Below are 13,429 nucleotides of genomic sequence, written 5' to 3' on the forward strand. Positions count from 1 at the left end.
AAAAAATAATGCCTCATCATAAAACCCTTTGCCAAGATATTGCCTGCTGCTTTTTGACATATAGTTTGCAATCCGCCATACTACTACTGAAGGCAGTATATTAAAAACAAGTCTTATAAACCATGAGCGCAAAAACACTCTAAGCGCCCTGTATCCGTAATCCTTTTTGTTTATCATATCACCGTGTGCCATAAAAATCTTCTTGCCGTCAAGGGTTATTTCTGCATTATCAGAATACACATCCGCCTCAAGTGTTTCAGTAAAAAATCTTCCCATAAAGAAATCGTGATTGCCTTCAAGATAGATTATCTTTGTGCCAGAATCTTTGAGATTTAAGAGTCTATCAAGGACAGGTTTATGATGCTTGTGTGCGATTTTATTGTATCCTGAAAAGAAGTCAAACATGTCCCCAAGTATTACCAAGAGGTTAGTGTTTTTAAGATTGTCAAGGAAGTTTAACAAAGTCTTGTAGTTGTTGTCAGACAGGTTTTTAAGGTGTGCATCTGAAATGAATACTGCCTTCATAGTATTTCTTATAATATTCCAATATGGTTTACTCTGCAAGGGATTTATGCTATTTTTTTTAAATGGGAAAACTCTATGTGGTTGCAACTCCTATAGGGAATCTGGAGGATATAACCCTTCGTGCCTTGCGGACATTAAAAGATGTTGATTTAATTGCAGCAGAGGATACGAGGCATACAAGAAAACTCCTTAATCATTATGGTATAAAGACACCTCTGACAAGTTATTTTGAGCATAATGAACTAACAAAGGGCAGATTTATAATATCACAGATAAAAGAAGGCAAAGATGTTGCGCTTGTATCAGATGCAGGCACACCAGGCATATCAGACCCCGGCTGCAAACTTATGAAAATGGCAGTAGAAAATTTAATAGATGCTGTGCCGATACCAGGGGCTTCTGCTATGATAACAGCACTTTCTGTTTCAGGACTTCCTACTGATAGTTTTGTATTTGAAGGTTTTCTGCCCAGAGGTAAAGGCGAGTCAGAAAAACTCATTTTAAGGATAAGGACAGAGAAGAGAACTGCGGTTTTTTATGAGTCCCCTTCAAGACTTAAAAATACACTTGAAACCATATTAAAGATATGCGGCGATATTGATGTTGTTATTGCAAGGGAGATTACAAATATAAAATAGGTTTAAAGATAAAGGGAGAATAGTAGTGCAAAGTGATAATATGTTAAATAACAAGAGCCAGAATAATACTATTAAACCAAAGGTTGAAGGAGTTTGCTGTAGTGACTGCGCATCTTCTGAAAAGCCTAAAGCAAACCTTGCAGACACCCTCCGCTTTGTCTTTATAACTGCCATTGGCATTGTTGCCCTTGGTGAGATTGGGTTTGAATATCTCGGTTTACTGGAAAAAGGGCTGGAAGTAATCCCCCTGCCCGTAATCTTTCTTGCCATTCTGCTCGGGGGTTACCCGATATTTAAAAAGGCAGTCATTGGTATCATAAACAAACAGATAAATGTTAATTTGATGATGAGTATCGGCATTATCGGCGCTTTTGCTATTGGTGAATATACATCATCAATGCTGATAGTATTCTTTATGACCCTTGCCCATTATCTGGAAGAATTCACTGTAACAAGGTCAAGACAGGCAATAAAGGAACTTATAAAACTTGCGCCAAAGACAGCGAGGATAAAGATAGATGGAAGAGAGATAGAGGTTGATGTCAATAAATTGAAATTAGGCGATGTTGTGGTTGTAAGACCCGGGGAAAAGATACCTGTGGACGGCATTGTGGTAAAGGGTTTGAGTTCGGTAAATCAATCGCATATTACAGGTGAAAGCATGCCTGTTGAAAAGACTTTAGGTGATAAAGTCTTTGCTGCTGCATTCAATGAGAATGGCTATCTGGAGATAAAAACCATAAGGGTTGGAGAGGATACGACACTCGGGAAAATTATAAAACTGGTTGAGGAGGCAGAGGCACACAAGGCGCCTGTGCAAAAATTTGCAGACAGATTCACCACCTATTTTTTGCCGTCAGCAGTAAGTTTTGCCATCCTTACCTATATTGTTTCAGGCAAAGTTATATATTCTATTGCTGTCCTTGTTGCAGCATGTCCTTGTGCAGTTGGTCTTGCAACGCCTCTCTCTGTTATTGCCAGTGTCGGAAGCAGCGCCAGGAGAGGGCTTCTTATAAAAGGTGGATTGTATTTAGAGGCGCTAGCAAAGGTTGACTGTGTTGTCATGGACAAGACAGGAACTGTAACATTTGGGAGACCAGAGGTAACGGATATAATAGAGGTAGGAAGTCAGGTGTTAGGAGTCGGTAGAGAAAAAATCTTGATGTTTGCTGCGAGTGTAGAAAAACACTCTGAACACTCAATAGCATCTGCAATTATTAAAAAGGCTAAAAAAGAAGGGGTGCAAATCCCTGAACCGGAAGGGTTTGAATATCTTATAGGCAGGGGCATTACAGGGACAGTGGAAGGGAAGAATATAATATTTGGAAATCAGCGGCTCATGGAGGAAAAAGGAGTTGCTATTCATGAGACCACATTAGCAAAGGCACAGGCAATGGAGGCGGAAGGGAAAACTGCACTGTTTCTTGCATCTAACCCTTCAGCCTTTAGCCTAGAGCCTTCAGTTATAGGCATTGTTGCAGTTGCTGATATTTTGCGGGATGATGCCCCTGATGCAATAAAAGAGTTAAAGAAAATCGGAATAAAAAAACTAATCATCTTAACAGGTGATAATGAAAGGGTTGCATCAAGTATTTCAAAGAAACTCGGCATAGAAGAGTATAAGGCAAATCTTTTGCCTGAAGACAAGATAAGGGTTGTGAAAGGACTTCAGATAGATGGATTTAAGGTCTGCATGATTGGTGATGGTGTAAATGACGCACCTGCATTAGCACAGGCAGATGTTGGTATTGCAATGGGCGCAGCAGGCGCAGATGTAGCAATAGAGGCAGCACATGTATCACTTATGAGGGATGACTGGTCTTTAGTTCCTGCAGCCATAGGGGTTGGCAGAAATACATACAGGATTATCAGACAGGGGATAGGTTTAAGCATCACATGGGATATAATCACAATGGGGCTTGCATCCATTGGCATATTAACACCCGTCATGGCAGCGGCACTGGAGGAACTGCCAACACTTGTAATTGCAGCAAATGCATCAAGGCTGATGGTAAAGTCAAGGGGTATGTAAAAAAACTTTACAGGAGGATTGAATGAAAAAACTTATACTCGGCATAATTATCGGCATAACACTGCTCATACTTTTTGTCTATTTCGGCGGTGGAAAGTATCTGCAGAAGGCAGGCAAAGAGGCAGAAAAGGCAGGCGAAGAATTGGAACAGTACGAAAAGAAACTTAAGGAACTTACACCCAAAATAGAAAAGGGGATTGAAAAGGTAAAGGATAAGGTTAAGGAAAAAACCAGTGATTAAGAATTTGACAATTTTGTCTTCGTAAAGGTATACTGAAAATCAGAATGATTTAACAGGGAGAAACAAATTGAGAAGAATTTATCTTGACCACAATGCTACAACACCTGTTCATCCAGAGGTCTATGAGGCAATGCTGCCTTTTTTAAAGGATGATTTTGGTAATCCCTCAAGCATACATTGGGCAGGGAGAAACCCACGGAAGATTGTTGATGAGGTAAGGGAAAATGTTGCACGACTATTTAACTGCGATGTGTCAGAAATCATATTTACAAGCAGTGGTTCAGAGGGTGATAATTTTGCAATCAAAGGGATAGCGGAATCAAAAAAGGATAAGGGCAATCACATAATCACTACAAAGGTTGAACATCCTGCTGTTCTTAATACCTGCAAATATCTTGCAAAGACAGGTTTTGATGTAACATTTCTGGATGTTGATTCAGACGGTATGATTGACCTTGAGCAAATGAAAAAAGCAATTACACCAAAGACCATTCTGATAACCATAATGTATGCAAATAATGAGACAGGCGTTATATTTCCGATTGAAGAGATAGGCTGTATTGCGAAAGAGAGAAATATTACATTCCATACAGATGCTGTTCAGGCAGCAAGTAAAATCCCAATTGATGTCAAGAAACTAAATGTGGATATTCTTACAATATCCGGTCACAAACTGTATGCACCAAAGGGTATTGGTGCAGTTTATCTAAAAAGGGGGGTAAGGCTTGTGCCGCTTATTCACGGCGGACATCATGAGAGAAACAGGAGGGCAGGCACAGAAAATGTGGCAGGGATTGCTGCAATTGGCAAGGCATGCGAAATTGGAATAAGGGACATGGATGATGAATCTGAAAAACTCACTGCCTTAAGAGACAGACTTCACAAAGGTCTCATGGAAAAGATTCCGTATACAAAATTGAATGGTCACCCTGAAAAAAGGCTGCCTAATACACTCAACTTAAGTTTTGAGTTTGTTGAAGGCGAGGGATTGCTTTTAAATCTTGACATGAAGGGCATTGCCGCCTCATCTGGTTCTGCGTGCACATCAGGCTCTCTTGAACCCTCGCATGTCCTTGTTGCAATGGGTGTCCCTCATGATGTCTCTCACGGCTCTGTCAGGTTCAGCATGGGCAGGGATAATACTATAGAGGATATAAACTATGTTATAGAAATGCTGCCGCCTGTGGTTGAGAGGATGAGGGCAATGTCTCCGCTTTACGATGCGGCAGCGGGCAAGGCTGCAAATGTAAGTTTCGCCTCAAGTAATTGCAAACACTAATTGGAGGATATACATGTACAGCGAAAAGGTAATGGAACATTTCAGCAACCCAAGAAATGTTGGTGAGATTGTAAATCCTGATGGCGCAGGCATGGTAGGCAACCCTGCATGCGGGGATATAATGAAACTAACTATCAAGGTTCATGATGATGTTATTACTGATGTTAAGTTCAAGACCTTTGGGTGCGGGGCAGCAATTGCAACAAGTTCAATGGTAACAGAACTTGTGAAAGGCAAGCATCTTGACGAAGCAGAAAAGATTTCAAATCAGACTGTGGCAGAGGCTCTGGACGGACTCCCGCCTGTGAAGATGCACTGCTCAAACCTTGCAGCAGATGCGCTTCATGCTGCGATAGAGGATTACAAAAAGAAACTCGCTAAATAAGGTTTTATCATTTCCCAAGTCTAGCCTGCCGATTTATCGGCTCTTGTAACTCAAACCTTCAGGTTTGAGTTTTTCAAGGCTAAAGCCTTGAGTTACAATACGTCCAATAAATTGGGCAACTACATTTTATGAATAAAATCCAGAACAAAAGAATTGTTGTTGCCATGAGCGGTGGTGTGGATTCATCCACCACCGCTGCTATCTTAAAAGGGCAGGGTTTTGATGTCATAGGCATATCTATGCAGTTGTGGGATTACACAGACGGCGAAAGGGAGAGATTTGGTTCATGCTGTTCCATAGATGATATAAACGATGCCAGAAGGGTGGCTGATAAACTTGATATCCCATTTTATGTTCTGAATATGGAGGAGGTTTTTTCAAAAGAGGTTGTTGACTATTTTGTGTCCAGTTATCTGAAAGGAGAGACCCCTAATCCGTGTTTAAAGTGCAATCAGATTTTAAAGTTTGAGGTTCTTTTGAAAAAGGCAATGGAACTGGAGGCAGACTATCTTGCAACAGGTCATTATGCAAGAATTGTTTATGATAATGCTGCTTGCAGATTCAGACTTTTAAAAGGGGTTGATAAAACAAAAGACCAGTCCTATTTCCTTTTTACATTAACACAGAAGCAGATGTCTGGGATAATATTTCCTCTGGGTGATATGACAAAGCAGGATGTCCGAAACCATGCCAGAAGGTTCGGGCTAAAGACTGCTGAAAAAAAAGAGAGTCAGGATATATGCTTTATAGAGGATAGGGATTATTTTGATTTTATACTTAAGCGGACGGGGGTAATTGAACGGGGAGGGGATATTGTTGATAGAAACGGCAATATACTTGGAAGACATAACGGCTTATATAAATATACAATCGGACAGCGAAAGGGATTGGGTATTGCAAGAGGCAAGCCCCAGTATGTCATAGACATTGACACAAAGACAGGCAGAGTTGTTGTGGGCGATAGAGAAGAGGCATTTTCAAACGGCTTGACAGCAAAGGAATTAAACTGGATTGGCATTGAAAAATTTAATGAGCCAATTGAAGTTGAGAGTAAGATTAGATACAGACACAAAGGGGTTAAATCCATTGTTAAGCCGCTGGGGGAGGGGAGGGCAATGGTGGAATTCTCAAAACCCGAATGTGCAGTAACACCTGGGCAGGCGGTCGTATTTTACAAAGGCGATGAGGTTATTGGAGGAGGGTGGATTGAGAAAATATTATGATTTACCCGAAAAATGCAACTGCCTTTTTTGGATTTATGGTGTTGCAGACATACATTTTGCGCTTGTTCAGAACCCCATCCCCTTCAAGAACTCATCTTGAAAATGGGAACTGCCTGAAAGCGAAACATACTTTGTGTTTTCTGCAATCTCCTCTGCCTCTATCTTTTTTTCTTCTGAGCACAGGGCAAGTTTTGCGCCTTCAAGCGCCGCATCGCCGACAAATATTACCCTGTCAAGCCACTCCTTTTTAATAACACCTATTCGGGAAAGGCTGTCTTTCCTTATATTGCTTCCAAATGCGCCTGCTATGAATACTTTATGAATCTTGTCATGGCATACCCCGGCCTTTTTTAAAAGCAGTTTTATGCCTGCCTGTATAGCACCCTTTGCAAGTTGGATTTCACGGACATCATTTTGCGTAATAGTTATTTCTCTCTTTGCATCTTTGTAAAGAACAAATTCATTCCCTTGACCCTGCTCTTTTATCCTGTTGGCAATATTGCCTTCTATCTCATCTCTGTCTTTGATTCTCCCTGTATTGTCTATAATATCGGCATCCAGTAATTTCGCAATACAGTCTATGATGCCTGAGCCGCAAATCCCTTTAGGACTCCCTTTGCCAATGACATCCAATAGGAAACTGGGGACAGATTTTAAATCTGTCCCCAAAATCTCTATCCCCTGAATTGCGCCATTCTCCGCTATCATTCCATATTTTATTGTCCCGCCTTCAAAGGCAGGTCCTGCTGCTGTAGACGCGGCAAAAATGCCTTTTTTAGAACCAACCACTGTTTCATTATTTGTCCCTATATCAATCAAAAGACAGTATTCATTTGATTTATGCATTTCTGTTGACAGGATGCCTGCGACAGTATCCCCTCCCACAAAACCGCCTATCAAAGGAAAGACATATACAGAGCCTTCTGGGTTTATATCAATTCCGATTTCTGCGGGTTTTATTTTCTTTGCCTCTTTAAATGCAGGCCTATAAGGAACTTTTGCAAGGGGGGCAGGTGAGATGCCTAATAAGATATGTTCCATTGCAGAATTGCCTGCAGCAGTAACAATACCTATATCATTAGAATCCGCAAGTGTTTTGATAATCTTGTTGCAGGCACTAACAACTTCCCTTTGATGTGCTGTGAGGGTATCGGGTTCATCAATTATTGCAGTAATCCTTGAGAGGATATCCCTTCCCCATTTGGCTTGGGGATTAGGCAGGATGACGGTATTATTTTCTTTGCAATTTTCTAAGTCAATAAGGGAGCCGACTATTGTTGTCGTGCCTATATCAAATGCAACTCCAAGTTTATTATTTTTTGTTTTTCCACTCTCAACTCTCAACTCTCAACTCTCAATGATTTTTATTTTGTTGATATAGATGGAACGCTGGTGAGCAGATATTTAATATCCTCATCGTCAAAGTGGAAGCCTGCACCAATAAAGAGGGATTCATTGCCAACCCTGCTTATAAAGTCATCATAGCCGCCTGCAACAAAAAAGTATTTCCCAAGATAATAGGTTGCTGCTGCCTTTAGCCTTGGATTGCGGCTTTTATCAAAGTCAAATGCCTCAAAGGTAAGTTTTAACTTGTCATTCAACAAATGGTAATCAGCAGCAAAACCGCCTGTTGACTCAATGAGTCCTCCCCTTACTGTTACATCATAAAATCTCTTGGCAATCTGGGCGGAAAATTTTATCTCATCCTCTGTTCTAACCTCTTTTGTGGTTGTGGTTACCCCGCCTGTTGTTGTGTCTGTTGTCTTTGTCCTTCTCCTCCCCCTTGGGTCATCAACAACCTCCAGCAGGTAATATTTGTCAGCCTTAGGCTGGATTCTTAAAGAGAGGTAACTCTTTGCATCTCTTGCATCAAAAAGATATTCGCTCCTAAACCCAAGGAATGTCTTAAACTGCTCTGCCTTTGTGATATATGTGTTTATCCCTGTAAGTGTCTTGTTAAGGTTGTCATGGGTGGTTGTTTCATTAATAAGTTTACCTAGTGTCCCTTCTCCTTTTTCAATCTTCTTTGCCACATTTCCAATAGAGGATGCAGTATCATCAACCCTTTTGGCAGCGCCGCCAATAGATTCTACAGTATTAGTTATTTTAGGCTCAACATTTTTTGCAAGTTTATTTAATGTCTCCATGGTCTCTTCAAGTTTTATTGATGCATCCTTAAGGTTGCTTATGCCGCCTTTCAGGTTATCCCTGTTTTCTGCAATCACCTGATTCAAATTATCTGTTATAGTCTTCATGCTGCTGGCTATTTCAGGACTTTTATCTTTTAGCACCTTTGAGAAATCTTCAAAATTTGTAAGCATTCTGGAAAACTTCTCATCATTAGAGGCAACCACAGTATTAAGGTTTGTAGTAAGTTCTTCAATATTGGTTACAATCCGCCTTAAAACTGCCTCTCCTTCGCCACCGCCAATGACATTGCTTACAGATGAACTTACTGCCTTTATGTCTGTTGCAATCTCGCTCAACTGCCCTACGAGCCTGTCCATATCTGTATATGTTGTAACCCTTGTAATTTCTCCGCCTGGTTCCACTAAAGGCGCATTAGGCGAGCCCGGTATAAGTTCCAGATACCTTTCTCCAAGCAGCCCCTTTGTCTTTAGGACAGCAACAAAATCTGAACCAAGTTTTACATCAGGATGTATCCTCATTATAACCTTTGCCTTGTTGTCCTCAAGGATTATATCTTTGACCCTTCCAACCTCAACCCCTGCAATTCGCACAGAGGCATCCTTGTCAAGCCCTGAAGCAGAAGGCATCTTGGCAGATACCTCATAACCCTCGCCTCTGCCAAATTGAATGCCGCCAATCTTTAAAGACATATATACTAGGATTGCCACACCCAGAAGTACGAATACCCCAACTTTTGCCTCTGAAGAGAATTTAAACATCAATTACTCCGTTATTGGTTCTTACTAACAACTAAACACTATTCACTAACCACTGCCTTTAATACACCTTTATCGGTCCCTCTGCACGACCTTCCAGAAACTGCCTTAAAACAGGATTTGATGAAGATTTCATCTCATCAACTGTGCCTGTCTCTATTATCTTACCTTCATGAAGCATTGCAATCTTATCTGCTATCTTATATGTGAGCGGTATATCATGGGTTATTGCAACATATGTTGTCTTTAAACCTCTCTGTGTAGTAAGCATTAAATCCGCTATAGAATCTGACATGATAGGGTCAAGCCCTGTTGTCGGTTCATCAAACAGGACAATTTCAGGGTCCATTACAATAGCCCTCGCAAGTCCCACCCTTTTTTTCATGCCGCCGCTTAAATCAGCAGGCATCATATTTTCTACACCAACCAGACCAACCCGCTTTAATTTATCTATGACTATATTCATTATTGTCTTGTCATCCATATCAGTATGTTCTTTTAACGGGAAGCCGACATTTTCTGCAACTGTCATTGAGTCAAACAGGGCAGCGCTCTGAAAAAGCATGCCAAACCTTTTTCTTAAAATATTCAGATGCCTTTCGTCCATGGAAGTCAATTCTTCATCATCAACAGTGATGCTCCCATAATCAGGTTTCAGAAGTCCTATTATATGCTTTATAAGGACGCTCTTGCCCTCGCCGCTTCTGCCTATAATAACAGTAATCTTGCCCTGCTCAATATCAAGGTCAACGCCGTCCAGCACCTTTTTCGTGCTGTTAAAGTATTTCTTGAGTTCCCTAATCTTTATCATTTTTATGAGTTAAAGAGTTTAGGAGTTTAGGAGTTTAAGAGTTAATACAACAAATGCCATTCAATATCAATATTTATCTGCTAACTCTTTAACTCCCCAACTCCTTAACTCATTTACTTGAACATAATTGATGTCAGGATATAGTCTGCAATCAGTATCAGTACAGATGACATAACAACAGATGTAGTTGCTGCCCTCCCAACCCCTTCAGCGCCGCCCTTTGCATAAAAACCATTGTAACATGCTACAAGAGAAAGGATGAGTCCAAAAAAGAACGATTTTGTAAGTCCATCAAATATATCTTCAACCTTTACAAAATCAACAGTCCTGCCTATATACACGCCAGGGTTTATATTCAGTAGATTAACACTGATAAAATATCCGCCTGCAACACCTATGAAATCTGCAATCACTGTCAGGACAGGCAGCATCAGTATGCCGGCAAGGAGCCGCGGGGCAACAAGATACTTTATCGGATTTACAGCCATTGTATAGAGGGCATCTATCTGTTCTGTAACCCGCATTGTGGCTAGTTCTGTTGCCATTGCAGAGCCTGCCCTTCCTGTAACCATAAGACCTGTTAAAACCGGTCCCAGTTCTCTTGCCATACTTAAAGCAACAGTTGGTCCAACCAGACTTTCTGCGCCAAACCTTTTGAGTGCGTTGTAACTCTGGAGGGCCAGAACCATGCCTGTAAATGAACCTGTCAGGAGGACAACGAACATGCTCTTTACGCCCACAAACTCCATCTGTTTGAAGATGTTCCGCAATTTAAACGGAGGGACAAACATCCACAAAGCAGCCTGATAAAGCATGATTGCCATGCCCCCTGCTGTACTTATAAAGCCCTCAGTCAATTTGCCTATATATTCAAAAAGAGCTCTCATATTCAGTTACCCCAAAATCCTAAATCGGATTTTGGGTATCAGTTGTTAGTTTATATACACCCTTGGAACCCGTTTGCCTATATTGCACATAATTTCATAAGGGATCGTCCCTGCCTTTTCAGATAATTCTTCTACTAAAATTTCCTCTTTGCCATCCCTGCCTATAACAGTAACCTCGTCCCCTTCCTGAACATCATTTATATCTGTAACATCCAGCATTGTCAAATCCATACACACAACCCCTGCAACCCTTGCCCGCGTGCCGCGCACAAGCATCTCGCCTTTATTTGAAAGATGTCTTGGATAGCCGTCTCCATAACCTATAGGGATAACTGCTATAGCACTTTCCCTTTCTGCAATAAATGTTCTGCCATAACTTACAGGGCAGCCCTTTGGCAGCCGTTTTAACTGAACTATCCGTGTCTTTAACTCCATAACAGATTTTAAGGGAATCTTTTTCTCGAGTTTTTTTACAGGATATGCACCATACAACATTATGCCCGGTCTTACAAGATTAAAGTGCGCAGATGGAAGATTAACTATTGCCGCACTGTTTGCGATGTGTCTGTACAAAGGCTCAAAGCCAAATTCCTTGATAATATTAATTATCTTTAAAAAAGAACCTATCTGCTCTTCTGAAAAACCCATCTTATTTTCATCTATTTCAGCAAGGTGGGTAAGGATACCCTCTACTGCAATATTTTTTAACCCTTTTAATTTACGAAAAAACGGCACTACATCCTGCGGCAAAATGCCGAGTCTTCCCATACCTGTATCCACCTTAACATGGATATTAACCTTTTGCTCCCTTTCTGCTGCTGTGTTATTCAAAGAGACAATGGTATTTTCATCAAATACTACAGGCGTAAGATTATATCTTATAATATCACTTTCCTGTCCCTCATATATACCGCCCAAAATAATTATCTCTGAACTTATGCCTGCTTCCCGCAGTAGAGCCGCCTCTTCAAGTATAGCAACGCCAAAATGCCTACAGCCTGCTTTTTCAAGGGTCTTTGATACATCCACAGCGCCGTGTCCGTATGCATCTGCCTTTACAACTGCAAGGATGTGGACATTATCTGCGAGGTGTTTTTTTAATTGAAGGTAGTTATATCTGATTGCATCTCTGTATATAAATGCAGTGGTTGGTCTTTTTATCATTAGTATTCCATTATCTTTCTTAATGCCATTACAATCCGCTGTGTTGCAGGGGCATAATGGTCTTCAAGTTTTGCAAATGGTATAACAGTATCAAAACCTGCAACCCTGATTATTGGAGACTTTAAATACAGCATCGCCTCCTCTGCAATGGTCGCTGAAATCTCAGCGCCAAGCCCGCAGTTTTTTGCAGCCTCATGCACAATAACAAGCTTTCCTGTCTTTTTAACTGATTTTATAACAGTCTCCTCATCAAACGGAGACAGGGTCATCAAATCAATCACCTCTATATCTGCATCAAATCCATCTATGCTGTCAAGTGTCCTGTGCAGCATGCTCCCCCATGCAACAACAGTAATATCCCTGCCTTCCTGAACAACCTCTGCCTTGCCAAGCGGGATTGTGTATTCCTCATCCGGCACATCCTCTTTTACTGCCCGGTATGCCCTTGACGGCTCAAGAAATATCACAGGGTCAGGGTCTCTTATTGCTGATATTAAAAGCCCTTTTGCATTGGACGGCGTTGATGGCACAACAACCTTTAAACCTGCTACATGGCAGAAAAGAGCCTCTGTAGATTCTGAATGAAGTTCAGGCGCCTTTATGCCTATGCCATAAGGCGTCCTTAAAACCATAGGGCATGTGCATCTTCCCCTTGAACGGGAGCGGATTCTTGCTGCGTGTGAAAAAAGTTGCTCCAACGCTGCATATGTAAATCCCATGAACTGGATTTCTGCAACAGGCTTTAATCCATAGACTGCCATGCCTATTGCAGCGCCGATAATCCCTGATTCAGCCAGAGGCATATCAAAAATCCTATCAGGAAATTTTTCAACAATACCCTCTGTGATTCTGAAGACACCGCCGTCCCTGCCGACATCTTCTCCAAGAATCACAACATCCTTGTCTTTTTCCATCTCCTGCTTTAGCGCAAGATTTATTGCCTGAACCATGTTTATTCGCGCCATATCGTATCCTTTGCCAACTTCTTGTTTTATCTCTACACACCTATTTTTGAATCAGCATCTCATATTCAACCCGTGAAAATAAACTTGATGGTATTTCCGCCAACTTTTTTTTAGTTACTTTAATCGCATGTTCTGATTTATCAATGCCTATCCAATTTCTATTTAATTCCTGCGCTGCAATTAAAGTTGTTCCTGAGCCGCAAAAGCAATCCAAAATCAAATCCCCTTCGTTAGAGGAAGACTGAATTATAAATTTCAACAATTCCAAGTTTTTTTCTGTAGGATACGATGGATATTGCGGGTCTTTAAATTCCCAAATATCCTGCATTTTTTTGCCTTCTTTTTCATCCGCAAAAATCTTTTTTCTCGGCAC

General features: G+C 41.0%; 14 protein-coding genes. 6 read left to right on the forward strand and 8 right to left on the reverse strand.

The genetic code is table 11. From position 1 onward, the window contains the following. A partial coding sequence (locus HZC45_03545) for a UDP-2,3-diacylglucosamine diphosphatase (GenBank protein MBI5682232.1) occupies nt 1–525 on the reverse strand: 525 nt, incomplete at its 3' end. Between the two features lie 62 nt (nt 526–587). Between HZC45_03545 and rsmI the strand changes: the two genes are divergently transcribed. From rsmI to mnmA, 6 genes are all read left to right on the forward strand, one after another. Then, complete coding sequence (gene rsmI / locus HZC45_03550; GenBank protein ID MBI5682233.1) at nt 588–1,163, forward strand: 16S rRNA (cytidine(1402)-2'-O)-methyltransferase; 576 nt, start codon at nt 588–590, stop codon at nt 1,161–1,163. 25 nt (nt 1,164–1,188) lie between these two features. Next, nucleotides 1,189–3,195, forward strand: a complete 2,007-nt coding sequence (locus HZC45_03555; protein MBI5682234.1) for a cation-translocating P-type ATPase — start codon at nt 1,189–1,191, stop codon at nt 3,193–3,195. A 22-nt stretch (nt 3,196–3,217) separates the two neighbouring features. Beyond that, nucleotides 3,218–3,436: a hypothetical protein gene (locus HZC45_03560; protein MBI5682235.1), complete on the forward strand. Its 219-nt coding sequence runs from the start codon at nt 3,218–3,220 to the stop codon at nt 3,434–3,436. A 67-nt stretch (nt 3,437–3,503) separates the two neighbouring features. Then, the gene (nifS, locus tag HZC45_03565) at nt 3,504–4,715 is read left to right on the forward strand and encodes a cysteine desulfurase NifS (protein MBI5682236.1); all 1,212 of its coding nucleotides are present in this window, start codon (nt 3,504–3,506) and stop codon (nt 4,713–4,715) included. 13 nt (nt 4,716–4,728) lie between these two features. Beyond that, nucleotides 4,729–5,100 carry a Fe-S cluster assembly scaffold protein NifU gene (nifU, locus tag HZC45_03570; protein MBI5682237.1) on the forward strand — a complete coding sequence of 124 codons (372 nt, stop codon included), beginning with the start codon at nt 4,729–4,731 and terminating at the stop codon, nt 5,098–5,100. A 128-nt stretch (nt 5,101–5,228) separates the two neighbouring features. Next, complete coding sequence (gene mnmA / locus HZC45_03575) at nt 5,229–6,323, forward strand: tRNA 2-thiouridine(34) synthase MnmA (protein ID MBI5682238.1); 1,095 nt, start codon at nt 5,229–5,231, stop codon at nt 6,321–6,323. Between the two features lie 66 nt (nt 6,324–6,389). On the opposite strand, the gene HZC45_03580 is transcribed toward mnmA, so the two are convergent. From HZC45_03580 to HZC45_03610, 7 genes are all read right to left on the reverse strand, one after another. Further along, nucleotides 6,390–7,667 (reverse strand): DUF4445 domain-containing protein, encoded by a 1,278-nt coding sequence (locus tag HZC45_03580; protein ID MBI5682239.1) that lies wholly within the window; start codon nt 7,665–7,667, stop codon nt 6,390–6,392. A gap of 20 nt (nt 7,668–7,687) precedes the next feature. Then, nucleotides 7,688–9,232, reverse strand: coding sequence for an MCE family protein (locus tag HZC45_03585; protein MBI5682240.1), 1,545 nt, complete (start codon nt 9,230–9,232; stop codon nt 7,688–7,690). 58 nt (nt 9,233–9,290) lie between these two features. Then, the gene (locus tag HZC45_03590) at nt 9,291–10,040 is read right to left on the reverse strand and encodes an ABC transporter ATP-binding protein (protein MBI5682241.1); all 750 of its coding nucleotides are present in this window, start codon (nt 10,038–10,040) and stop codon (nt 9,291–9,293) included. A 113-nt stretch (nt 10,041–10,153) separates the two neighbouring features. Continuing rightward, a complete protein-coding gene (locus HZC45_03595; protein ID MBI5682242.1) occupies nt 10,154–10,927 on the reverse strand; it encodes an ABC transporter permease in 774 nt (257 codons plus the stop codon). 45 nt (nt 10,928–10,972) lie between these two features. Next, nucleotides 10,973–12,091 (reverse strand): alanine racemase, encoded by a 1,119-nt coding sequence (gene alr, locus HZC45_03600; protein MBI5682243.1) that lies wholly within the window; start codon nt 12,089–12,091, stop codon nt 10,973–10,975. Beyond that, nucleotides 12,091–13,056 carry an alpha-ketoacid dehydrogenase subunit beta gene (locus HZC45_03605; GenBank protein ID MBI5682244.1) on the reverse strand — a complete coding sequence of 322 codons (966 nt, stop codon included), beginning with the start codon at nt 13,054–13,056 and terminating at the stop codon, nt 12,091–12,093. Before HZC45_03605 ends, alr begins: the two co-directional genes overlap by 1 nt. A gap of 40 nt (nt 13,057–13,096) precedes the next feature. Further along, nucleotides 13,097–13,429, reverse strand: a 333-nt coding sequence (locus HZC45_03610; protein MBI5682245.1) for a site-specific DNA-methyltransferase, incomplete at its 5' end; no start/stop codon positions are given.

It is taken from the genome of Deltaproteobacteria bacterium (assembly GCA_016223005.1).
Taxonomy (GTDB): domain Bacteria; phylum Desulfobacterota; class GWC2-55-46; order UBA9637; family GWC2-42-11; genus JACRPW01.

Bases quoted from the DNA above. Each gene is read 5' to 3' on its own strand.
- rsmI (MBI5682233.1), top strand. From the start codon at position 588: ATGGGAAAACTCTATGTGGTTGCAACTCCTATAGGGAATCTGGAGGAT.
- HZC45_03560 (MBI5682235.1), top strand. From the start codon at position 3,218: ATGAAAAAACTTATACTCGGCATAATTATCGGCATAACACTGCTCATA.
- nifU (MBI5682237.1), top strand. From the start codon at position 4,729: ATGTACAGCGAAAAGGTAATGGAACATTTCAGCAACCCAAGAAATGTT.
- mnmA (MBI5682238.1), top strand. From the start codon at position 5,229: ATGAATAAAATCCAGAACAAAAGAATTGTTGTTGCCATGAGCGGTGGT.
- HZC45_03585 (MBI5682240.1), bottom strand. From the start codon at position 9,232: ATGTTTAAATTCTCTTCAGAGGCAAAAGTTGGGGTATTCGTACTTCTG.
- HZC45_03590 (MBI5682241.1), bottom strand. From the start codon at position 10,040: ATGATAAAGATTAGGGAACTCAAGAAATACTTTAACAGCACGAAAAAG.
- HZC45_03595 (MBI5682242.1), bottom strand. From the start codon at position 10,927: ATGAGAGCTCTTTTTGAATATATAGGCAAATTGACTGAGGGCTTTATA.
- alr (MBI5682243.1), bottom strand. From the start codon at position 12,091: ATGATAAAAAGACCAACCACTGCATTTATATACAGAGATGCAATCAGA.
- HZC45_03605 (MBI5682244.1), bottom strand. From the start codon at position 13,056: ATGGCGCGAATAAACATGGTTCAGGCAATAAATCTTGCGCTAAAGCAG.